Source organism: Eubacteriales bacterium mix99 (assembly GCA_038396605.1).
Classification (GTDB): Bacteria; Bacillota; Clostridia; order Caldicoprobacterales; family DTU083; genus UBA4874.
Map to the genome: position 1 here is coordinate 1,871,828 of CP121690.1, position 23,244 is coordinate 1,895,071.

Sequence of the window (23,244 nt, forward strand, 5' to 3'; positions counted from 1 at the left end):
AAATGAGGCAGCCCAAAGCTGGACTGTTTTTTTATATTGCAATTTATTCGTTTCACGACTTATCCATTTTATCGGTTGTATCCAAAAATAATGAATTTCATGTTTCCTGTTTTACGAATTTGTGATAGATTATATATGGATTGGAAGATAAGTATATCGAAATAAGCTTACAGGATATTTCCACTCTATTATCATAATTTCTATTATCATAATTTAGGAAAGGGGCAATTTTTAATGGCAGATAAAAACGACGACATTCTGAATCGGTTTCAGGAGGATCAGGGGGAGCAGGCGGAAATCGATACCAGCCGCAAACTGCGGATTGGCATTATCGGGACTGGATGGATTGCAGAAGCACATGTGAGTAACTATAAAAAGATGCCGGATGTCGAAATCGTTGCAGGTGCTGATATCATTCCCGGAAAAGCCAGGGCATTTTTCAAGAGATTCGGACTTCCGGAGGTACAGTGTTTTGAGAGTCATACCGAAATGCTGGATTCCGTGGAGCTGGACGCAGTAAGCGTCTGTACATATAACTCGGCACATGCGGTATGCGCGATCGATGCATTGAACCGGGGCATTCCTGTCATGCTGGAAAAGCCCATGTGCGTCACCCTGGACGAAGCCGTGGAGATTATGCGTGCGGAGAAGAAGAGTGGGCAGATACTTTCCATCGGTTTTCAGCCTCGTTTTGATCCGAATATGCAAAAGATCAAGGAAATTGTGGAATCCGGAGAATTGGGGCAGGTTTATTATATTCAGACCGGTGGTGGAAGACGGAGAGGGATTCCCACACCATACGGTACTTCCTTTATTGAGAAGGATAAAGGTGCCATTGGTGCATTGGGCGATATCGGGTGCTATTCCCTGGATATGGTACTGAATGCCATTGGTTATCCAAAACCTTTGACGGTTACAGGATACACCTCTGATTTCTTTGGAAAAAGGCCGGATTACTACAAGAATCATCCGGAGTATGCGTCTGTGTTTGGTGTCGATGACTTTGCAGCTGCTTTTGTCCGGCTGGAAGGCGGGATCATCCTGGATTTCCGCATTGCCTGGGCGATGAATCTGGACACTCCCGGGGATACCATCATTATGGGAACCAAAGGCGGACTGCGCATCCCGTCCACAGAGTGCTGGAACGGCAGTGTCGGCGGACCGATGAAGATTTATCATGAAGTGGCTGGCAGCCAGGTTGAAACAGAGATTCCCATCATCAAGAGCGAAACCAATCTGTTTGGACAAAAGCTGCGTTCTTTCCTGAATGCGGTGAAGAATAATGGCACAGCGCCGGTTCCCAGCAGTCAGATTCTTTATAACCAGGCGATTCTTGATGGGATTACAAAATCCGCCGGGCTGGGCAAGGAAGTTGAAGTTAGGATACCTGAGATATAAAAGACAGGGAAACACAATAAGAATGGGAGCACGGATCATAATTCCATTGATTTGAATGAAAGTTTACAGAAGTACCACCATCCATGATCCGGGATGGTGGTACTTTTTAGGTATGAGGGGCATACCGTTACTCTGTACTGATCATTCAGAGGGAGCGTAGTTGCCGACAGATCCCAAAGCGACACAATAATATATTGACAATTATCAAAGGATCTTCTTCTGTTCGATTGCCTGAGATACAGATATAATGAAAAATGAGTTTCAGTAAAAAAGATACGGGAATTTTATATGTGAGGAAAGTCGAATCAGAAAGAAAGGGATTGGGATGAAAAAACATTTTACCTTGAAACAGGAAATTCCACTGGATGACAGATGGGATGTGATCATAGTCGGTGGCGGTCCGGCAGGATGCACCGCTGCCATTTCTGCCGCCAGGGAAGGCGTAAAAACCCTTCTCATTGAGGCAACCGGAGCACTTGGCGGTATGGGGACGAACGGACTGGTGCCTGCATGGTGCCCGTTTTCGGATAAAGAGCGTGTGATCTATGGCGGTCTGGCGCAAAAGATAATGGAGTCCTTGAAAAGTACCATGCCCCATGTGCCGAAAGATGCTGTGGACTGGGTGCCGATTGATCCGGAACAGCTGAAAACCCTGTATGATGATATGGTTACCGGGTCAGGAGCTTCTGTTTTGTTCGATACCATGTTAAGCAGTGTGGAGACGGATGACAAGGGTTTGGTAACTGGAATTGTTGTGACCAATAAATCCGGCCTCTGCGCGTATCAGGCAAAAGTATATGTGGACTGCACAGGAGACGGGGATCTGGCTGTAGGGGCCGGTGCCGGGTACGAAAAAGGCGGAGACAACGGGGAACTGCAGCCTGCAAGTCATTGCTTTATGATCAGCAATGTGGATGACTATGGATATCAATGCGGCCCCTGGCTGCACGGATCCAATCCGGACAGTCCGATTCATCAGATCGCAAATTCCGATAAGTATCCCCTGATCCGGGATACACATATTTGCAGCAATTTTGTCGGACCCGGCACGGTAGGATTCAATGCCGGACATCTCTGGGATGTGGACAGCACCGATCCGATCAATCTGTCTCGTGCGTTGATGGAGGGACGCAAGCTGGCCCGTGAGATGCGTGACGGCCTGGCGGAATATTTTCCGGAAGCCTTTGCAAATTCTTATCTGTCCCAAACGGCCACTTTGATGGGAATCCGGGAAACGCGCCGTATTATGGGGGATTATGTGATCACTGCGGAGGATTACATGGCCAGGCGAAGCTTTGAAGATGAGATCTGCCGGAACAGCTATTACCTCGATGTTCACCATTCAGAGAAAGATGCAGAGAAACTGGTCAAAGGGGCTTCCTTTGAGAAAGTGGTGGAGTCCAAAACCTGTCGCTATGGAAAAGGAGAATCTCATGGGATTCCCTATCGCTGCCTGACCCCGAAAGGGCTGATCAATGTTTTGGTTGCAGGGCGCTCCATATCCTGTGACAGGGACATTCTGGGAAGTGTCCGGGTGATGCCGGTTTGCCTGGCCATGGGGGAAGCGGCTGGTATGGCGGCTGCTCATGCCGGACATATGCCGACAGTGAATGTGCATGAAGTTGATGTGCAGAACCTGAGAAAGCGGCTGCGGGAAGAAGGGGCCTATCTGCCCTGACCGTTAGTGAATTTACATGAATTTAGTCCGGGATAGCGCAGAAGTTGCCGAGAGGCGACTTCTGTTTTTTGTTGGCAAGGGAGTGTTATCATTCTTATAAGAAAAAATCTTGACCTATATCCTAATGGAACCCGCCTTGTTCTATCCAGGTAATGTCCCTCTGAAATTGTGAGACGAAAAGGTCTGTAGCTTCTCTGATGCACCAAGGTTTCCTGTCTTCTCTGAGCAAATTGAGTTTTGAAAGAATATGACTTTTCAATGTTTGCAATTAACATTACGAATAACTACGGCAAAATATCTTAAATAGTCGATGGTTTAAGCGATAGCAGTGTATTTAAGCCGTGTTATATATCTTGACAAATTTACATACCTGTGTAATGATGTGTATGTTGATTTTTTAGCCCGATACATAAGTTCATTTATATGAAATATACGCACAAAATAATGATTTTGTGTTAAGCGCAAACAGAAAGGAATGGAATAACTATGCCAAACAAACTGCTTGTTCTTTCTGCGGACGGGTTGGTGAAAGAGGATGTGGATGCACTGCGATCCATGAAAAACTTTCGGAAGTATTTTTCCCGGGCCAGCGGCATTGAACGGGTACGCTCCATCTATCCAACAATCACGTATCCCTGCCATACTACCATGTGTACCGGAGTCTGGCCGGAAAAGCACGGTGTCTGCGGCAATCTTCAGATGATGCCGGGAAGCAAAAAGAAGCCATGGAAATGGTTTCGAACCGATAATCTTTGGCCGGATGACATCTTTTTTGCGGCAAAGCGCAGAGGACTGACCACCGGGGCAGTATTCTGGCCTGCGACCGGAAATCATCCTGCCATCGATTATCTGGTTGATGAGTACTGGCCTCAGGCAATAAACGATCCGCTGCCAGGGGTCTTTCGACGTTCCGGTTCATCGGAGGAGGTTCTGTGTGCCATTGAACACAGCTACCAGAATGTTCCTTTGCACAGGCACCCGGAGACCACGGAATTCATTATGCGCTGCGCAGTGGACCTGATTGATACCTTTCAGCCGGATGTCCTTTTCCTGCATCCGGCCGATGTAGATGCTGCCCGGCATCAAAACGGAGTGTTCAACGATCGGGTGGATGTGGCGGTAGCCGCCACAGACGGATATATCGGTATGGTGATGGAGGCACTGGACCGTCATGGATTGATCCCGGAAACCAATGTGGTACTGACCAGCGATCATGGACTCATTGATGTGAAACAGATCGTTAATGTAAACGTACGGCTGGCGGAAGCGGGGCTCCTGGATGTGAGTGAAGGCGGGAATCTGATCGGATGGCGCGCCTATTGCCAGTCCGGCGGTACAAGCGCGCTCGTCTATTTGAATGAGGATGTTGGACCGGAGGGATACGATCGTACTTACTCGGTTCTGAAGGAAATGAGGGAGGATCCGATCTGCGGCATCGGGCGTGTTTTCACGGAAGAAGAGTGCCGGGCTGAACAGCATTTTGGGGGAGAATTTTCCTTTGTGTTGGAAACGGACGGCTCCACTGCATTTGGAGATGATCTTTGCGGACCGCTGATGAAACAATACGACATAACCGACTACCGATATGGCCGTGCCACACATGGACATCTGCCGGATAAGGGACCTCAGCCGGTATTCTGGTGCATTGGCCCCGATTTTCGTGAGAACGTTATTTTGCCGGAAGGACGGCTGATTGATCAGGCGCCCACCTATGCAAAGATACTGGGGACAGAATTGAAGGACTGCGATGGCCGTCCATTGACAGAACTCTTACGCCGGGGAATATGTTAATGAGTTACAGTCTCCGGGATTTCCTGTCGTCGCATCGGAAATGACGAAGGGATAGATATCGAAGGGAAGAAAGGAAAGTACAGTATGCACGATCGAAAATCTGAGATTATAGATTTGGTGAATCAGCGTGGTCAGGTCACGTTCAAGGAGATAAGGGATCTCTTTCCGGACCTGTCTGAAATGACCATACGACGCGATCTGGAAGCATTGGATCGGGAACATGCCCTGGTACGTGTCCACGGAGGCGCCAGGTCCATCGGTACCATTGTCGGATCGGAAGATCTGTTCAGAAATCGCGCTGTCTCCCATATGGAAGAAAAAAGTACAATAGCACAGAAAGCACTGCACTATATCATACCGGGTTACATCATATTTTTCGATTCCGGTTCCACTGTTGCGGAGCTGGCCAGAATCCTGCCGGATGAGCAAATGATTATTTTCACCGGAAATATTTCGGCTGCATTGGAGATGGCCCGTCTGAAAAAACCTGTGATCCATATTATAGGCGGGCGGCTGGACGTGCAGAGTCTGTGTGTCAGCGATAGCTGCAGTCTTGATATGCTGAATGATGTGAATATCAATTATGCTTTCTTTGGCGTAACCGGCTATTCGGAGCGACGTGGTTTCACCTGTGGCAAGGAAGATGAATACCGGCTGAAAAAGATGGTGATCGGCAAAAGCGATAAGGTCATTGTTCTGATGGATTCCTCCAAGGCCGGCATATCCTCTGTTTACACCTATGCCATGGACGAAGACATTGATATGGTGATTTCAGATGGCAACCTATCACCCAAATTATTGGAACGATTCGGACAAAATGGAGTTGAAGTCCTGTAACCCTGCTATTTTAGCCGCTTGATATCTGGATTATGAGAGATCAGCCGGTGAACAGGGGAAAAATGAGATGACGCGAATACGAGTATCATATGTTGGAAAATCAGTGGAAATAAAAAATCAAAACGGAAAGGGGTAAAGGAATAAGATGGATTTCAACAAACTGCTTGGCAAAAAGATCGTATGCAGATGCGGCATGACGCATTATTGCCCCATCCGGCATGTTATCATTGAAAAGAATGCCATATCCAAACTGAGCGGATTATTGGACGGATACCAAAATGTCGTTCTGGTCGCTGACGAGAATACATATGCGGTTTGTGGCCACAGGACGGAAGCACAGATTGGGGCAAGACTGGAAAACAAGGTCGTCTATAGCGGGGAAGGATTCCTGATTCCGGATGAGTCCTCCATCACCGCTCTCAATACAGCGGTAAGCGGGAAAACAGACCTGATGGTTGGTATCGGTTCCGGTGTCATCAACGACCTGTGCAAATATATTGGATCACAGCGCGGACTTCCTTACTATATTGTGGCAACCGCCCCCTCTATGGACGGTTATGCATCCGTAGGCGCGGCGCTGGTGATTGGCGGGATGAAGGTAAACCGTCCTACCGGTACAGCGGAAGCGATCATTGCGGACACGGAGGTGCTTCGCAATGCGCCGCTGGAGATGATACAATCCGGTTACGGGGATATCATCGGCAAATATTCATGCCTGAATGACTGGAAATTTGCCAGACTGGTCCGGGGGGAGGCCTTCTGTCCATGGGTTCATGATTTTATCCAGGAAACAGTTCAGCATGTGGCCGGACTGGGCAAAAAGCTTCTGAAGCGGGACGGAGAGAGCATAAAAACGTTGATGGAAGCTTTGGTATGCACAGGCATCGCAATGAGTTATATCGGGAACTCCCGTCCGGCATCCGGAAGTGAGCATCACCTGTCGCACTTTTTCGAGATCACGGGAATCCTTGACAAAAAACCTTATTTTCTTCATGGGAGAAACGTTGCCTATTCCACTGTGATCACCCAACGTTTACGGGAAGAGCTTTTAGCCCTTGATAATCCAGTCTGTCGGTCCTTTGACCGGGACAAATGGGAAAGGGAAATTCACAGACTGTATACCACCGCAGCCAGGAATGTCATTGACCTGCAGAGAAAGGCAGGATGGTACGAATTGGACTGGCAGTCCTTGTATACCGATAAATGGGCGGAGATACAAGAGCTGTTCGCCGGGATGCCCTCCTCGGTATCCCTGGAACACCTCCTGAATACGGTGGGACTGTCCATGGATGAGTTTATCCGGGAGTATGGCGAAGCGAAAATCCGCGATGCAGCCGTTTATGCCAAGGATCTGAAAAACAGATATACTGTTCTCTGGCTATACTGGTCCCTGATCGGGGAGGACGGCAGGCTTTCATCTGATTCCGGGTGAAAAAATGTAGTAGCGAATAGAAAAGTAACATATGAAGCAGCAGGGTATCATTGAAACATAAGCACCTACTTTCACGAATCATATCTTCATCATCAACGATATACAATGTAACCAATCTATCGTCTCCCGTCAGAAACCCCGTTTACTATATGCCCCATATTGAGCATAACGATATGTGTTCATTATAAGGCATAATGAAAGAAAGTAAAAGGGGGGACATAAACTGATTTCATATGCTCCACTCTGGGGAACGATGGAAGGAAAGGGCGCTACAACCTATACACTTAGGAACAAAGGAAAAGACAGAAATATCAGTGGTTCGACAGTTGTGCGACTCCAAAACAATGAATCTGTTTCTACCAATACACTGGATACGTTATGTAAGATCCTTGACTGTAAATTATCTGATATAGCAGAGTTTATACCAGACAAGGATACAATGCTTCAGGGAGCAGAAAAGGCTTTATCAAATCTGAAAAAATTGGAGGAAGAAAAGTTATGGAATCATTTGTTGTTTCATAACAAAGATATCAAAGATGAGTTCTCTACGAGGCAAACAGAGATTCTGAAGGAGATAAACCACTCCTTTCGGCAATTCTGCGTCTTTCTGTTCTATTCCCGCTTGCTCTCTAACGAAGTTATCAAAAGTAAAGTTAAATCCTGGACAGTGAGCTTGCCAGCTCAAGCAGCTTCACTTTTTACCCATACGGAAAACGACAAGACAGTGTGTACTGTCGTGGCTTTTCGGGACATTGGAGCAAAAAAGAATAACGATGCGGAAGGAATTTTGCAGTATATAACACAGCAATACCCTGCTTCTTTTCATGAAAGCATGGTTATGGAATCTGGGACTTTTGTAAAAAACATATATGATATCAATAACTCCTACAGGACTGCGCTTCTTTATTCCGACGATAAAACAGTTAACAGTTCTGGTGTTATTTTTGCTACACTGACGGCAGATCAATCTAAAGCCAGAGCTAGTATCATGAAGGATATAAATACTTATGTAGATGAGATGACTCTTAAGTTTATATTTGGAGAGCTGGATATTGATGAAAGCTGGGACGAATATATATCTACTCTCAAGAGTTTGAATATCGAAGAGGCTATCTCTATAACTCAGGAAGCAGTGGATACATTTAACGAGAAGGAAATTCCAACTGAATGGTTAGCTAAGTAGTACAACTATTCATAAGTATTAAATTTCCGTTAGCGTAAAGTTACCATAGGGATTAAGAGTAATAAATTACCATAAGGATTGAAAAGAAGATGACATCCTGATAACATATTGTTTAGAAAACAATTAACAAAGGGATGTCATTTTCTATCGATAAAAGTATAAACTTATTCCATACTAAGCTTTTCATTTTTAGTTGTAAGCGTCTAGTAAGTCAGCGGATAGACTTCCCAATGTCAGGCAATATGAAAGACATGTTCATCCTTCAGTCCCAACAGTTCAATCACTACGGGCAGATTCCGGAAGGTGCGGCTGAGAGCTTTGGGCTTATGACTGTCGGATCCGCAATAAAACTTGCATCCGGTGTCCCGGGCAGCCCGATAAATCTTCAGATGTTCGTTTTCGTGTTGTCGCCAGTTTCCACTGAAGGAAGAGCTGTTTAATTCGATACCGGCACCTTTGTCGGCAAATGTTTTCATGGCACTGGCAAGTCTTTCCGGATCCATTGCACGATAAACATCCGCTTCATTTCCCTCCCTGAAGACCAGGGAGCAGGTCGGATGAGCAATTCCTATTTTATGCCATGGAAGAGGCAGCTTCGCCACTTCTTCCATCCGGGTAAGCAAAAGATCCGCTATTTTTTCCGGCGTATCATAACTGGAAGGACGCACAAAGTCTACCATATGAAAATGATTCAACGGAACAATAATAAAATCAAACAGATCAAAGTGTTCGGGAGACAATCCCAGTTTTGTGCCGCCGAGGTATTCTGTCTCACACCCAAACAGGACCCGTGGGTTTTCGCCCTTCGGCAATGGCAGGGACTGCTGGATATGAGCTATATTCTGCGGCCTGTACCAGGCGGATGCACCGGGCGCAGAGTCGTCCCACAGGTGATCTGTAATGCAGATGGTATGCATACCATTTTGCCGGGCAAATCTAGTTATGTTTTCCACTGTTTGCTCTGGATCGCCACTGCATGTGGACAGGTGGGTATGGATATGATAATCATGATCTATTGAAAACATGGCACTCTCCTCTGGATGTTTTTTAGCCGGGTCACTTTGTTGTTGTGACCCGATGACCTCTTCAGTATATCAACAAGCAGAATAATGTAAAGCGGAATAACTGCTTGAATATACGGAAAAAGTTCAGAGACAGCAGATTGCCGCGGCAGTACACGTGGATAGCGTATAAATAAAAGAATTTCTGTGCCATCACTGAGGAAGGTATATCATATAGAAAATAAAAGAATTGTACTATGATTTCTTGATAATAATTTCGAAAATTTTAATCATATCAAAAATAAATAGTTGATAATTTATTACAGTTATGATATGATTCTTTGTGTGGATCATGTGAGTATATAAACGCTGAGTGATCAAATTTGCGGGTCAAATTGCTTAAGGGGGTTCGGCGAATGTTCCTGCTGAAAAATGAATTTCTGGAAGCGAAGTTTAATCAAAAGGGTGCGCTCATCTATCTAAAGGACACCAAAAATAATACAGACAACGTAATCTCCTGCCCTGCGGAAAACAGTTTCAAACTTGTCTTTCAGAAAGGAGATAATTGGGAGAATACGGTATTAGCAGGAGAACAATCCTTTCAGACAAGGCAAAGTGGCAGCAGACTGGAGTTTTCTGCTGATCGGGTATCTGCCGGAGGCCATGTATTTGAAATCAGCATAAAACTGATTGTTACGCTCAGGGAAGAGGATCTGTTATTCGATGCGGAGATAATCAATTGCGAAGAAGCTCTTGTCACGGATTTTGAATATCCGAATATCGGTGCGATAAAGTCCTTGTCCGGCGGCCAACCGGATTTGTTATGGCCGAATCAAAGCGGAGAAAAATGTATCCGTATCGGTGAATATCTGTCAAATAAGAAAGACAGCAGGGAAGCACATGCAAACGTTCTGGCATTGAGATACCCGGGCGCCCGTTCCATGGCAGGCAGCATGCAGTGGATGGCTCTTGTGGAGAAGGATCAGACGTTATATTTTGCCGGGCATGACGCGGAGTTCTATACATCTGAGCTGCTTGTTCAGGGCAGCCGGAAAGACAGGGGAGCCGTCACCCTTACCATGGAAAAGATGCCATTCATAAAAAAAGGAGAGGTATGGGATGCTCCGCTTACCCTGATAAAGCTGTATACCGGATCCTGGCATCATGGTGCACAGGAATACCGGGCCTGGGCACAGACATGGCGTCCGACTCATGAGAAACCCCGTTGGGTCAAGGACATGATGGGATACTTTCTGGTGATCAACAAACAGCAATATGGCAGCGAAATGTGGCATTACAGGGAACTGCCGGAACTTTATGAGCTTGCCGTTGCCCATGGCTGTGACACTTTGGGGCTTTTTGGATGGTATGACAGCGGACATGACAATCAATATCCGGATCTTGAAGTGAGTGAGACTCTGGGCGGGGGAAAACGTCTGAAGGAAAACATCAAATCCGTTCAGAAAGCCGGCGGACATGTCACGCTTTATCAGCAGGGGCATCTGATGGATCCGACTGCGGACTACTATAAAAACGGCGGCTGGCAGTATGAATCCAGAAGCCGGTGGAATACGCCATATCTGGAGGAATACAGCAAGTCTCATGAAAGCTTTTTTCAGATGCATCATTCCAACAAAGTTTTTGCGATATCCTGTCCTTCCTGTCCGGAATGGCAGGAACTGATGGAGGAAAAAACAGAGTTTGCGGCGGGTTTTGGCCCGGATGGAGTGTTGTTTGACCAGATCGGAGGGATGTTCGCCTATCCCTGCTTCAATGAAAAGCACCCGCATGCCAAAGGGAAGCCTTCCCTTTCCATGTCCCAAGGAAGAATCGGGCTTCTGAAACGTATTCAGAAGCGTACGAAGGAACTCAACAAAGAGTTTGCTTTTTTTACCGAACACATCACAGATGTATATTCCGCATATGTTGATTGCCTTCACGGGATGAACCTTACTCCATCGGGGGAGGGGAGCCGAATGCATACAGAGAGCGATAAACCGGGCTTTATTAATTATCCTGAGCTTTTCCGCTACTGCTTCCCGGATGTGATCATGACCATACGCAATCCCAATCCTTTTATTCTTCCCCGTGCTGCAAATTTTGCCTTTACTTTTGGTCTTCGTTACGAAATGGAGCTGCGATTCTGGAAGGATAAGGATGATATTCTGGCAGATACCTACGCCGAGTATCGTGAGTACGCAGGAAAAGTTACCGATCTTCGCAAAAAATACTGGGATGTATTGGGATATGGTGAGTTTATGGATGAAACTCCGCTTGTCAATCCGAACCCTGCTGTTCTCGCAAAAGCATTTGTTTGCGGCGATAAACTTGCCCTGACCATGTGGAACGACAGTAACGGATGCGCGGACCTTAAAATTGAAGTGAAAGGATATCGGCTTATTGAGGTATCCACGATTGAGGATACATGGGAAAGTGTGCCTGCCAGCTTGTTGCCGCAGCAGATTGCAATAGCTCTTTATGAAAAAATGTGAGGAGATCGAATCGAAAGGAAGGGATCAGGATGAAACGGTTTCACAGTATCTTAACTGTTATCGTAATGGCATCCATGTTATTGGCATTGTTTCCTGCAGCTGCATTTGCGCAGGAGGAGATACTATCGGGAGTTACCGAAAATCCAAAAAATCATTATGTCTATGCAAACGGGAATCCGATTGTGATTAAAGAAACGGAAGAAACGATTGAAGGCAATGTTGTTCAGAATACCTATATTTATGATGTACATGGTGAGACAAAACTTTTTGATAAACCCCTTGAAGAAGTCCCGTATGTGTTTGGAGGTGCTCAAACTGCCACTGTGGCCAATACAAAAGTGGTAATGGAAAGCGGGAGAATCGGAACCCGCACCAGGACTGGAAAAGGATATTTGTATGGCGGTGGAGGAGGAGATGTGGAAGGGACCGCGGAGGTAATTGTCCGGGGAGGGTTTGTTGGATCCGTTTATGGCTGTGGAGCTGGTACGACGGGAAGGGTAAAGATAGAATACAACAATACTGTCTCCGATCTTCAGGCATTGGTGGTCGGCGGACAAGGGAAGATCAGAGGCAATGTTGACATTGTGCTGAACGATCCCAATCTGACCACCCTTTGCGGTGGTGGGAACGGTACATCAGATACTTATGTGGGCGGAAATGTGAATATCACAATCCGCGGAGGCAGTATCGACAATTTATACGGCGGCTGTGTCCACGGATATGTAAACGGGATGGCTCATATCACCATAGAAGGCAGCACGAAAGTCAACAAGGCGTTTCATCCAATGAGAAAGATTTACAATGATCTGGTATATGGAGGAGCTTATGTGTATGTGCCGGAAAATTTTGATACGGACCGGATCAAGACGGTTTATGAAGATGGGAAGCCAAACAATGAAATCCGTATTTTCAAAAATGGGACGCAGGTTTATGGGCCTTGCCCGGCTACAGTGGACAGCAACGGGAATGTCTATGCAAATGGCACTCCTGTGACAATCAAGGCAGGAAAAGCGGACGGAAAAACCTATTTGTATGATCAAATGGGAGTCAACAAGCTTTTGGAGGATCCGATTGATCACGGTACCGTCTACGGCGGCAGTGTTGCGGATGATGTTGACCAGACCAGTATCGTCATGGAAAGCGGTGTGGTCTCCGCTGTCTACGGAGGTGGTTGGAATGGCAATGTGACCGGCAATTCTTCTATCGTTTTGAATGGCGGCGTGGCAGATCATGTTTTTGGAAGCAGTCGGAACGGAACGGTAAACGGCACGGCTTACATAAAAGTGTCCGAAGGGATGAAAATAGCGGAACGAATTGCTTCCGACAGTGGGAAAGGCAGGTCCCGCGCTTCGGTTCTCTGGGTTGCCCAAAGTTTTGATATGAGCAAACTCCAGCCGGGTGAAAATACCCGGATTTTCAAGGGTAGTTTCGAAGTGGTGGATCCGGAGATTGCAATACCGAATACCGTTACAGTCCGGGGGAGTTCTGTGTTCGCAAACGGAATTCCGATTGTTATCCGAAAGGACAGGATAAACGGCAGGACATTTGTTTATGATGCATCGGGAAGGAAAAGGCTTCTGACCGCGGATGTCAATGGCAAGGAAATTTATGGCGGAAGTTATCAGGGCATTGTGAACCGTACCAGCGTGACAATGGAAAGCGGTACGGTATCGCGCATTTACGGCGGCGGCTATCAGGGGGGCGTCTCGGATACTGCAGGGATTACCATTACCGGCGGTGATGTTACGGAAGTGATTTACGGAGGATCCTTTGACGGAGATGTAGGCAGCACCTCCATATATGTAAGCGGTCCGTATGTGGCGAAAGGGGTTAATGCGGGCAGCAGAAATGGCTGTGTACGGGGCGATACAAAAGTGGTACTGGTGGACAGTGTTGCAAAAGGGCTGTATGCCGGTACCGGCGGAGACGGACGGTTTGGGTGTCCCGGTTCGGATGTCATGGGAAATGCTTCCTATACTCTGGTTGGCGGTATGGCGGAATCCATATACGGAGGCTGTAAAACCGGTGTGATTAAGGGAACATCCACCATAACGCTGGAAGGCCAGATTGTCGTGAAAAAGGTTCTGGATGCTCAGGGAAAAGGCGGTGTATCTGGCGGAGCTACTGTTACAATACCTGAGAATTTCATTTATATGGATAAGATCGAACAGGGAAAAGGGATCGATATACAACTGACTGCTCCGGTGCCGAAGAATACTGTCCCCGGGATCGGAAAACGTACGGAGGAGGTGCTTTCCACCGAAGGGGAAGAAGGAAAACTGGTATTCCGTTTTATCGATCTTCCTCCTGCGGAAGGACAAATGATGGGCAGATCCGGAGAGGCGATATTCATCCACTTGCCCAATGGCGAAACCATGCTGGTGGATGCAGGAGAGACATTCACGGCTGAACATCTTGTTGATGTGCTGAAACGAATGCATATATCCAGGATTGATCATCTGGTCGCATCCCACTACCACTCGGATCATATCGGCGGCATGACCCGTATACTCGATGAATTTGATGTTGATACCTTGTATAAGCCAGGCTTTGATGTGAAGATTGACAAAGACTATTATACGGATTTAAAAGCGAGAATTGACGATCCCAACCGGCCCTTTATTGTAAAGGATTTATGGCGCGGCGATCAGCTGGAAATTGGCGGCCTGCACATTGAGGTACTTCATCCGCAGAACAGTGAAAGCATCAAAGACGTTATGAGTGGGAATGCCTCCACCGAGGATCACAACAACAATTCCATAGTGATGAAAATGACTTTTGGGGAGAATACAGCTTTGCTGACCGGTGACATCTATATGAGTGCAGAATTGGAACTGCTGAAAGAGTTCGGAGCGGAAAGTCTGAAAGTGGATTTGCTTAAGGTGCCGCATCACGGAGATACGACGTCCAGCGGTCCGGAGTTTGTGGCTGCAGTCCGGCCTGAAATCGCAGTAATGGATCATTTCAGCGATACACTGATTGTCAATAACCGATACAAGGCAATCGGGGCCGATACATATGTTACGGGGAAAGACGGGATTGTAAAAGTTTCTTTTGACGGCAGGAAACATTCCGCCGAAGTACTGACGGAATACTTTGAAAAACCTGTTATTGTGAAGGATGATGAGGATTCCCCGGAAAATGCCAGGGGAGGACAGGATCGAAAAGGAAGGGAGACTGCTTGTGTATATCCTGCAGAATGAGTACCTGAAGGTAAAGTTTGATGAAAGAGCGAGGCTTGTCTATTTAAGAAATAACAAAGGCGGCAGGGGAAATATCCTTGCATCCCCTGCCGAATACGGTTTCAAAATGGTATTCCGTAGGGGCCAGGATTGGGAGAAAACAGCTTTTTTAAAGGAACGTTCCTTTACTGTGATACAAGATGGAAATCGGGTTGAATTTACGGCTGACCGACTGCAAACCCGGGATGGTATGGCGGATATCGGGTTGAAGCTCATTGTGCAGTTAAAAGATGAGGATCTGACATTTGATGCGGAGATCAACAGCAAGGAAGACGGGCCGATTACCGACTTTGAATATCCGGTCATAGGGGAAATCCAGTCCCTTGCAGGCGGAAAGCCGGCTTTGCTTTGGCCAAATCAAAGCGGTGAGAAATATAACAATATCGGTAAATACCTTGCCGATAAAAAGCCGACCAGAATGCCGTCCAGCCAGTCCTTATCCATTACCTGGCCGGGCCCGGCAAGCATGCAGTGGATGGCACTGGTCGACAAAAGGGAAGTCCTTTATTTTGCCGGTCATGATGCCGATTTTCATGCCACAGAGCTTCGCGCTGCCGGGGGCGGCGAAAATCCTGGCGCCGTTACACTGGTAATGAATAAAATGCCATTTGTCAGGAAAGGAGAACGATGGACAGGTCCGACGTCGCTGCTGAAACTGTATACCGGCACCTGGCATCATGGGGCGCAGGATTACATCGATTGGTCGAAAACCTGGCGGCCGGTTCGTGAGAAACCGCAGTGGGTAAAGAATATGACAGGATATTTCATTGTGATCTGCAAGCAGCAGTACGGCGCGGAACTATGGCGATATCAGAAACTGCCAAAACTTTATGAGTTGGCTCTTGCCCATGGCTGTGACACACTGGGGGTCTACGGGTGGCAGGAAGGCGGCCATGACAACCGGTATCCGGAGACAAGGGTGAGTGAATCCCTGGGCGGCGCTCAGGTTCTCCGGGATAACATCAAAACAGTACAGGACAGGGGAGGACATGTTACTTTATATGTACAGGGCCGTTTGATGGATATTGCCACCGATTTCTATCAGAACGGAGGCTTTCGGTTTGAGTGCAAAAACCGATGGGGAATGCCCTGTTACGAAGAGTACAACAAGGCACAGAACAGTTCATTTTTAAAGGATTATTCCCATAAAGTCTTTTCCGTTGCCTGCCCATCCTGTCCGGAATGGCGGGAATTGATGAAAGAAAAGGCGGATCTGATTGCTTCCTTTGGCCCGGATGGCATTTTATATGACCAAATCGGAGGAATGCCGCCCCGTATCTGTTTTGATAAGAGTCATCCTCATGAGAAAGGGAAGGAATCCCTGTCCGCAACCAAAGGAACGACGATGCTCCTGGGCGGACTTCAGGCACATATGAAAGAAATAGGTAAGAACTTTGCACTTTTTTCCGATCATATTACCGATGTGTATTCTTCCTATGTGGATTGTCTGCACGGGATCGATTCCTATCCCGGGAGGGAAGGCAGCAGAATGGAGACCGGGATGAATCCTGAAAAGCCAGAGAAGGTGTTTTTCCCGGAGTTGTTCCGGTATTGCTTTCCGGACGTGCCGATCACTGTCTGCAATCCGTATCCTTATATCACAAAGCGCGCAGCCAATTACGCCATTACATTCGGCTTTCTAAACGAAGTGGAGGTTCGGTATCAGGCAGACCGGGAGGATATTCTGGCAGATGCCTGGCCTGCATGTCGGGAATATGTAAAGAAAGTAACGGAACTCCGCAAAAAATATGAGGATATTCTGGGTTACGGCTGGTTTCGGGATGAATTGCCGATTCCAGGCAAAAATCCTGCGATCCTGGCAAAAGCTTTTGTCAGGGAAAACAAACTTGCAGCTGTCCTGTGGAATGATACGGATTGGGAGAGTAAAACGAATGTAGAGGTCCCGGGATATCGTCTCACAGAGGTTTCCACTGTGAACGGGACTCTGGAGAAGCTTCCTGAAACATTGCAGCCGCAGCAGATTGCAGTGGCTCTCTATGAAAAAGAGCGACAGGGATAGGGAGATCATGGAGAAAAGGGTCCGATATGCTTTTTGGTGGAAACCAGTCTTGTTTTATCCAGATACCGCTTGACGGTATGATATTCATGGCTGACAACGGAAGTATAGAGAATATCGATCACAGTCAGCTGACCAATGCGGGAGCCCATTGCCCCGCTGCGGATCAGCGGCTCAGAGGATGAGGAATACAGACGGATGTCTGCGCGCCCGGACAGCGGGTTTTTGCTGTATCGTGTGATGCTGACCATCGTTGCTTCCGTTTGCCTGACAACATCGGCGGTTTCCAGGATATCTCTGGTGTCTCCCGTATAGGAAATCAGTACCGCTACATCCCCCTGCTTCAGAGAAGTCGCGGCAAGGATCTGACTATGGGGATCGAGGCCGGACATGCTGGTTTTATTGATACGCATAAATTTATTCTGCGCATCCAGCGCTACGATCCCCGATGTGCCGACTCCATAGAAATCCACTCTTTCGGCTGCAACGACCGCTTCCACCACATGGGCAAGATCATCGGTATTCAACAGGGTTTGGGTATTTTCAATGGATTTGATATTGCTTATGCAGGCACGATGAATGATGGATTCAATGGAATCCCCCGGACGAACATCCTGATAAGGCACGGTATCATGCTGATTCAATGCAATGTCTGTGGAAAGGGCACGGCACAGATCCTTGTATCCGGAATAATCCGCCGATTTACACAAACGGACGACGGAAGAAGTGCTGGTTCCGCAGGCAGCGGCAAGTTGTTCTATGGACATATTGATTACCTCTTCGGGAAAATCGACAATAAATGCGGCAACCTGCTGTTCCTTTGGAGTCAGCGTGTTCATTAATTCTTTTAATCTCAGGCAGCAACCCGACATTTCAATGGCTCCTTTCAAAATGGTAATGCCTTCAGCTGGTTTACAGTTATGAGAACTGCATGGCTCTGGCTGCTCCAGGCAACGATGCATGGTCGATATCAGTTATTGCTTCAATAACCTTCAGCGTCGGGATCTCTTCCAGTATGCCGCGCAGGGCGGGAAGAAACAAATCAGCGGATTTGCAGATGCCTCCGCCCAGCAACAGGCATTCAAATCTGTTATCCCTTATTATATCATATAATATCTCCGCCAGACAGATCCCCATACTCTCGAAGGCCTGGATGGCGTCCGTCTGTCCGGAACGTGCCAGGCTGGCTATGTCTATGACATCCATTTCTGAATCGCCTGAAAATGCCCCATTGCAGCGACCACTGCCCTGCCTCAGTTCCATGTAATGTGAGATCAAAGCATGTCTGGACACGTAGTCTTCCGCTGCCTTTCCCCGGTATGGCATGGCATAGATGCTGATGCCGGGTCCGCCCTGATCATTTTCGTAAATCTTCCCGTCAAACATGGAAGCAAACCCCAGTCCTGTACCAAGGACTACGCCGGCTATTCGCTGATAGCGGGAGGAAAGGCCGTTTTGTGTGGCGCCCAAAAGAAAAGCGGTGGAATCATGAAGGAAATAAACCGGGACCTTCCCGACCGCCTGTTCCAGCCAGGGCCGCATGGAAATACCGTATATGGACTGATATTTATGCCGCATCCGGCTGATTCCGGCGGGGTAATCGAAAGGACCCGGAATGCATATACTGATTCCCTCAAGTCTCATTTTATTTTTTTGGGAAAGAGATCGGCCCCGGGAAGCCACTTCGATGTATGCGGCCTTTATTTCTTCCGCATTTCCTCCGGAATCGACGGGGATTTTGAAGAAACTGCCTTCCACCAGTCTGGCAGATTCTCCGTTTTCCCGAATGAGAGCAGCTTTCAGGAAGGTTCCTCCTGCATCGATGGCCAGAATACATTTGCTTTTATTATTCATTTTCGTAGCCGTCTTTCAGCAATGTCTTGTGCATGGTAACAACTCCTGCCTTCCGGTTGAGTACCTCATACGGTCCAAATCCTGCCGGGATAATAACCGTATCCAGATAATGCTGCTCAAAAAAGCGGTTTGGATCTGTCAGGGAGCGAATCAGACAGGTTTCCCCGTCTACCAGAACAAGAACATGAAACCGATCCGTTGTTTCGTCCTCGTACTTTTGATCAAATATCACATTGCGCAGGGAGAAGTATAACAGATCATGCTCTCCTGTGATAATCTCCCGATATCCGGTTCCTTCCCGAACGGTGCGTGGATTCTGAATGAGATTGGTTGTTACCCAATCCTCCCGGTAATCCCGGCGCAATACTTTATCAGCATGGCGGAGATGAATCGGACGAAGATTTCCGTCCAGATCCTTACGCAGATAATCGTACATCTTATATGTATAGGAGCCGATGGTCAGGCTGCCGATTTCCAGTATCACCTGGTTGCGGCCGGAAGCATGAACGGTGCCGGCAGGAAGCAGAAACTGCATTCCGGGTCGGGAAGGAACGGAATGGATATAATCGTCATGTTGGAATCCCACTCCGGACTTTTCCGCTTTTTCCGCTTTTGCCAGGAATTCTTCCACATCCGCATCCTGCTTGAAGCCGCAGTATGTCTTAGCCTGTTGCCCTGCAGTCACGATATAGTAACTTTCGTCCTGGCGGCCAAATTCCCTGTTGTTCCGACGAACATATTCCTCATCCGGATGAACCTGGATGGACATATTTCCGCTGGAATGAAACGTATCGTCATAGTTAAAGCGAATTGGGAAATATCCATTGAATTTTTTGGCTGCTTTTTCCCCCATTAGTTTTGTTCCCACTGTCTGCACAAAAGAATAAAAGGGGAACTCCAGCTCCATCTTTTCCAGGTCCGCCACAATAGAGACTTCCATTGGAATCAGATCAAATACCCAGGCACAGTTTTTCATTTCTTCCGGCAAATTGCGAATGCGCTTTACATAGAATCCGCCCCATACTCCTTCCAGATAGACAGGCCTGCAGCGAAGAGGATAGGTGATCATCGTTTCAAATAAAGCCTTCAGGGTTGATACGGGAATGAGACGGAGATTTTCCGGATGGTCTCCTGGCAGGTAATAATCAATCTCATTGTTTTGAATCAGATATCCCCTCAGTTCTGCAGCTGCGATGAAATCCACATAATAACTGCGCCGCAGCATTTCGGACGGAGATTTGCGTACCGGTTCTCCCAGATTTCCGCAGACACCGCTGCGAATATTCAAAATGGTGCGTTTTTGCGTCATATCGATGTAAAACTTCAGGTCATAGAAGGGGCGCAGGGCATCTATCAGGGAACCGTTTCCCCATACAATAAGAACATCTGCTTTTGTATTCCGGAATTCTTTGATTCCTTCTTTCATTTCTGCTATTTTCTTACTCTCCATCAGGCCCTCATACCCCTCGTGATAAAGGGAGCCATACAGCAGAACCGGATCAATCTCTCTGTCTTCCGGAAGATAGGGTAACAACTTTTGATGAAGCGCATTGCTGTCAAGGTACAGATTCGATGTGAACAGAGTTCGGACCGTCCAACCTTTTTGGGCGCATTCCATGGAAATCATTGCTGCAAATTGCTCCAAAGGTGCGCTGATGTAACCATCGATCCCAATGATGCAGGAGGATTGATTGTCTGTTCTATTCCGGATCCCGGAAAGGATTTCTTTCATGGATTCCTGCGAATCGTCGGTTATGGCCTTGCGAATTTGGGGATCAACGGTAATATGATTAACAGCGGTCGGATCGTCATATGGATATGGTTTGAACATAAAACTCATGTCAGATACCTCCAGAAAGTCACATATTTTTATACCGGATACGATCAGAAGAACGATTGCGAATGGCAGCGCAAACCGTTTTTCCTTTCTGATCGATATCGTCATTCTTTACTATATATAGTTTTTCTTCCCGCGTCAACACAAATTATCGAAAAAACAGTTTAAAAATGATAAAATAATTTGCATTTGAGAGCTTCCATACTTTCCTGTTTTCTGATCTGTATACAGCGTGCCGAAAAGTCTGAAAATGGAAATAGGGCATATCCTTTCGAACCACTTTCTAAAAAACGCCTGCAAATACGATAAAATGAGTACTCCTGGAAATAATGAACGTTTAAACATGCCTTGATATTTTTGGCTAAGGATTCAAAAATGACAAGGAGCATTAGCTGACTGAAAATATTTTCAAAAAATATTGGCATAATTGTAAAAAATACTTGCAGGTTATTCCGGTGCATGGTATAATCGTTATACAGTAACAGACAGTAGATCCTATCAGGTGATAGAAGGAAAAGGAAACAAATGTCCCCGTTTTTTACGGAGTAATCCTAACCATGTATTCTATTCATTAGGGGGGTTAACATGTCCACAATGTTGCAAAGGGAAACACGACATAGGGAAAAAGGCAGGCTGCAAAGCTTTTTTGGCTATATACGAAAGGATTATATGCTGTATCTGATGATTTTACCCGGATTGGTTTATATCCTCCTGTTTAGGTATGTACCGATGTATGGTGTGTCAATAGCATTTAAAGATTATAAGGTTACTTCTGATATCTTGTCCGCTCCCTGGGTTGGGCTGACCAACTTTACAAACCTGTTTTCTCGCAGGGCCTTTCTCAGGGCACTGCAGAACAATATTCTGATCAGTGTTTACAAATTGGTGTTTGGATTCCCGTTTCCAATTCTGTTGTCTTTGTTGATTAACGAAATCCGGAGAAGTAGAGCCAAAAAATTTGTTCAGACTGCTGTAATCCTTCCGAATTTTGTTTCCTGGATTGTTATTTATAGCTTGCTGTATGCCATTCTTTCCCCGAGTACCGGTGCGATTCATGGTATTGCATCGGCACTTGGTTACAAAGGGTCAATACCCAATCTGTTGACGGACAAGGATCACTTTCAGGCAGTTATTGTAGTTTCTCATATCTGGAAGAGCGCCGGCATGGGAACGATCGTGTATCTGTCAGCGATCAGCGGCGTAGATCAAAATTTATATGAAGCAGCGGCAATTGATGGGGCCGGTCGTTGGCGGCAGATGTGGCATATTACATTGGCTTCCATTCGTTCAACTATCGTTGTTTTGCTGTTCTTCCGTATCGGGGAAATGATGTACGCTGGCTTTGATCAAATATTTGCCATGTCCAATAATCTGGTTATTTCTGTGGCGGATATCATCGATACCTATGTTTACCGTATGGGCCTTGAGCAGAGAAAGTTTTCACTTGCCACCGCAGCAGGTCTGTTTCAATCAGCTATTGGTATGGTATTGGTATTGGCTACAAATTATATCGCAAAGAAAATCGATCCTGAAAGCGGAATCATATAGGATAGGCAGGGAGGCTGTATTATGAGTAAACCTGGGTTAAGGAAAAAAAGCATGGCGGATTGGATAACGGATATATTTATTGGAACTTTTATGGGAATATTGGTATTTACAACAATTTACCCATTTTGGCATGTGATCATGTATTCCTTATCGGATTCCCATGCATCCATGAGCGGGGGACTGTTCTTCCTGCCGCGCAGCTTTACTCTTCTTTCCTATAAAATGCTGTTGAATACCAGGCAAATTTTTGTGGCATATCGGAATACCGTATTAAAAACCCTTGTCGGAACACTGATCAGTGTAAGCCTGACGGCGATGACGGCGTATCCGTTGTCCCTGTCGCGTTTTAAAGGCAGAAATGTGATCTCCATGATGATATTTTTCACTATGCTTTTCAGCGGGGGCATGATTCCTACTTATTTATTGATCAAGAGTCTGGGATTGCTGGATACCTTCTGGGTTTATGTTGTCCCGGGAGCCATGAGTGCTTATAATATGTTCATTCTCCGCACTTATTATATGTCCATTCCGGCCTCTCTGGAGGAATCGGCTCTTTTGGACGGGGCAAATCCCTTTCAGGTCCTGTTTCGGATCATATTACCCTTGTCCCTGCCGGCCCTGGCTGCCATTGCCATGTTTTACGGCGTGGGCAACTGGAATTCCTATATGGACGGTGTACTGTATGTAAACAATCAGGATCTGCAGCTGCTGCAAGTCTATCTCCGCCAATTGATCGGCGCTGCCGGCGCCAAAGGAGCATTGGGAGATGCCGGGGATCTGGGACCGGCGTCCCGACTGACGGAAGAGACCATGAAAATGACAGTAGTAACAGTCTCTATCATTCCCATTCTGATCGTCTATCCTTTTCTTCAGAAATACTACACGAAAGGTGTAATGGTAGAATCTGTAAAGGAATAGACGCTTCCATAAGAAT

The 23,244-nt window shown here is 46.7% G+C and carries 15 protein-coding genes; 11 read left to right on the forward strand and 4 right to left on the reverse strand.

All coding sequences use genetic code 11. The features are described 5' to 3' along the window. Nucleotides 1-234 precede the first annotated feature (234 nt). From QBE55_08260 to QBE55_08285, 6 genes are all read left to right on the forward strand, one after another. Entirely contained in the window at nucleotides 235-1,398 is a 1,164-nt protein-coding gene (locus QBE55_08260; GenBank protein WZL77560.1) for a Gfo/Idh/MocA family oxidoreductase, read from the forward strand. A 325-nt stretch (nucleotides 1,399-1,723) separates the two neighbouring features. Continuing rightward, nucleotides 1,724-3,076 carry an FAD-dependent oxidoreductase gene (locus QBE55_08265; protein WZL77561.1) on the forward strand — a complete coding sequence of 451 codons (1,353 nt, stop codon included), beginning with the start codon at nucleotides 1,724-1,726 and terminating at the stop codon, nucleotides 3,074-3,076. A gap of 486 nt (nucleotides 3,077-3,562) precedes the next feature. Beyond that, nucleotides 3,563-4,867 carry an ectonucleotide pyrophosphatase/phosphodiesterase gene (locus QBE55_08270; protein ID WZL77562.1) on the forward strand — a complete coding sequence of 435 codons (1,305 nt, stop codon included), beginning with the start codon at nucleotides 3,563-3,565 and terminating at the stop codon, nucleotides 4,865-4,867. An 84-nt stretch (nucleotides 4,868-4,951) separates the two neighbouring features. Further along, nucleotides 4,952-5,704, forward strand: coding sequence for a DeoR/GlpR family DNA-binding transcription regulator (locus tag QBE55_08275; GenBank protein WZL77563.1), 753 nt, complete (start codon nucleotides 4,952-4,954; stop codon nucleotides 5,702-5,704). A gap of 145 nt (nucleotides 5,705-5,849) precedes the next feature. Beyond that, a complete protein-coding gene (locus tag QBE55_08280) occupies nucleotides 5,850-7,136 on the forward strand; it encodes a sn-glycerol-1-phosphate dehydrogenase (GenBank protein WZL77564.1) in 1,287 nt (428 codons plus the stop codon). A 253-nt stretch (nucleotides 7,137-7,389) separates the two neighbouring features. Then, complete coding sequence (locus tag QBE55_08285) at nucleotides 7,390-8,319, forward strand: helix-turn-helix domain-containing protein (GenBank protein WZL77565.1); 930 nt, start codon at nucleotides 7,390-7,392, stop codon at nucleotides 8,317-8,319. Nucleotides 8,320-8,552: 233 nt separating this feature from the next. Here QBE55_08285 and QBE55_08290 read toward each other — a convergent pair whose 3' ends face one another. After that, nucleotides 8,553-9,344: a PHP domain-containing protein gene (locus tag QBE55_08290; GenBank protein WZL77566.1), complete on the reverse strand. Its 792-nt coding sequence runs from the start codon at nucleotides 9,342-9,344 to the stop codon at nucleotides 8,553-8,555. Between the two features lie 392 nt (nucleotides 9,345-9,736). Here QBE55_08290 and QBE55_08295 point away from each other — a divergent pair, with 392 nt between their 5' ends. Genes QBE55_08295 through QBE55_08305 form a run of 3 tightly spaced genes read left to right on the forward strand, consistent with a single transcriptional unit; the run spans nucleotide 9,737 to nucleotide 17,074 of the window. Continuing rightward, nucleotides 9,737-11,812, forward strand: a complete 2,076-nt coding sequence (locus tag QBE55_08295; GenBank protein ID WZL77567.1) for a DUF6259 domain-containing protein — start codon at nucleotides 9,737-9,739, stop codon at nucleotides 11,810-11,812. Between the two features lie 29 nt (nucleotides 11,813-11,841). Beyond that, nucleotides 11,842-15,015 carry an MBL fold metallo-hydrolase gene (locus QBE55_08300; GenBank protein WZL77568.1) on the forward strand — a complete coding sequence of 1,058 codons (3,174 nt, stop codon included), beginning with the start codon at nucleotides 11,842-11,844 and terminating at the stop codon, nucleotides 15,013-15,015. Continuing rightward, nucleotides 14,954-17,074, forward strand: coding sequence for a DUF6259 domain-containing protein (locus QBE55_08305; GenBank protein ID WZL77569.1), 2,121 nt, complete (start codon nucleotides 14,954-14,956; stop codon nucleotides 17,072-17,074). Before QBE55_08300 ends, QBE55_08305 begins: the two co-directional genes overlap by 62 nt. Before the next feature lie 5 nt (nucleotides 17,075-17,079). Here the strand turns inward: QBE55_08305 and QBE55_08310 are convergent, their stop codons facing one another. The 3 genes from QBE55_08310 to QBE55_08320 are packed head-to-tail and all read right to left on the reverse strand — an operon-like array spanning nucleotide 17,080 to nucleotide 20,765. Further along, nucleotides 17,080-17,943, reverse strand: a complete 864-nt coding sequence (locus QBE55_08310; protein ID WZL77570.1) for a MurR/RpiR family transcriptional regulator — start codon at nucleotides 17,941-17,943, stop codon at nucleotides 17,080-17,082. A 46-nt stretch (nucleotides 17,944-17,989) separates the two neighbouring features. After that, complete coding sequence (locus QBE55_08315) at nucleotides 17,990-18,925, reverse strand: ROK family protein (GenBank protein ID WZL77571.1); 936 nt, start codon at nucleotides 18,923-18,925, stop codon at nucleotides 17,990-17,992. Beyond that, a complete protein-coding gene (locus QBE55_08320; GenBank protein WZL77572.1) occupies nucleotides 18,918-20,765 on the reverse strand; it encodes a class I mannose-6-phosphate isomerase in 1,848 nt (615 codons plus the stop codon). The genes QBE55_08315 and QBE55_08320 overlap by 8 nt, the downstream gene beginning before the upstream one ends. A 582-nt stretch (nucleotides 20,766-21,347) precedes the next feature. Here QBE55_08320 and QBE55_08325 point away from each other — a divergent pair. After that, nucleotides 21,348-22,310 carry an ABC transporter permease subunit gene (locus tag QBE55_08325; GenBank protein WZL77573.1) on the forward strand — a complete coding sequence of 321 codons (963 nt, stop codon included), beginning with the start codon at nucleotides 21,348-21,350 and terminating at the stop codon, nucleotides 22,308-22,310. A gap of 21 nt (nucleotides 22,311-22,331) precedes the next feature. After that, entirely contained in the window at nucleotides 22,332-23,228 is an 897-nt protein-coding gene (locus QBE55_08330) for a carbohydrate ABC transporter permease (GenBank protein ID WZL77574.1), read from the forward strand. Nucleotides 23,229-23,244: the final 16 nt, after the last annotated feature.

Coding starts and splice junctions, on each gene's coding strand:
- QBE55_08260 (WZL77560.1), top strand. CDS start 235: ATGGCAGATAAAAACGACGACATTCTGAATCGGTTTCAGGAGGATCAG.
- QBE55_08265 (WZL77561.1), top strand. CDS start 1,724: ATGAAAAAACATTTTACCTTGAAACAGGAAATTCCACTGGATGACAGA.
- QBE55_08270 (WZL77562.1), top strand. CDS start 3,563: ATGCCAAACAAACTGCTTGTTCTTTCTGCGGACGGGTTGGTGAAAGAG.
- QBE55_08275 (WZL77563.1), top strand. CDS start 4,952: ATGCACGATCGAAAATCTGAGATTATAGATTTGGTGAATCAGCGTGGT.
- QBE55_08280 (WZL77564.1), top strand. CDS start 5,850: ATGGATTTCAACAAACTGCTTGGCAAAAAGATCGTATGCAGATGCGGC.
- QBE55_08285 (WZL77565.1), top strand. CDS start 7,390: ATGGAAGGAAAGGGCGCTACAACCTATACACTTAGGAACAAAGGAAAA.
- QBE55_08290 (WZL77566.1), bottom strand. CDS start 9,344: ATGTTTTCAATAGATCATGATTATCATATCCATACCCACCTGTCCACA.
- QBE55_08295 (WZL77567.1), top strand. CDS start 9,737: ATGTTCCTGCTGAAAAATGAATTTCTGGAAGCGAAGTTTAATCAAAAG.
- QBE55_08300 (WZL77568.1), top strand. CDS start 11,842: ATGAAACGGTTTCACAGTATCTTAACTGTTATCGTAATGGCATCCATG.
- QBE55_08305 (WZL77569.1), top strand. CDS start 14,954: ATGCCAGGGGAGGACAGGATCGAAAAGGAAGGGAGACTGCTTGTGTAT.
- QBE55_08310 (WZL77570.1), bottom strand. CDS start 17,943: ATGTCGGGTTGCTGCCTGAGATTAAAAGAATTAATGAACACGCTGACT.
- QBE55_08315 (WZL77571.1), bottom strand. CDS start 18,925: ATGAATAATAAAAGCAAATGTATTCTGGCCATCGATGCAGGAGGAACC.
- QBE55_08320 (WZL77572.1), bottom strand. CDS start 20,765: ATGAGTTTTATGTTCAAACCATATCCATATGACGATCCGACCGCTGTT.
- QBE55_08325 (WZL77573.1), top strand. CDS start 21,348: ATGTCCACAATGTTGCAAAGGGAAACACGACATAGGGAAAAAGGCAGG.
- QBE55_08330 (WZL77574.1), top strand. CDS start 22,332: ATGAGTAAACCTGGGTTAAGGAAAAAAAGCATGGCGGATTGGATAACG.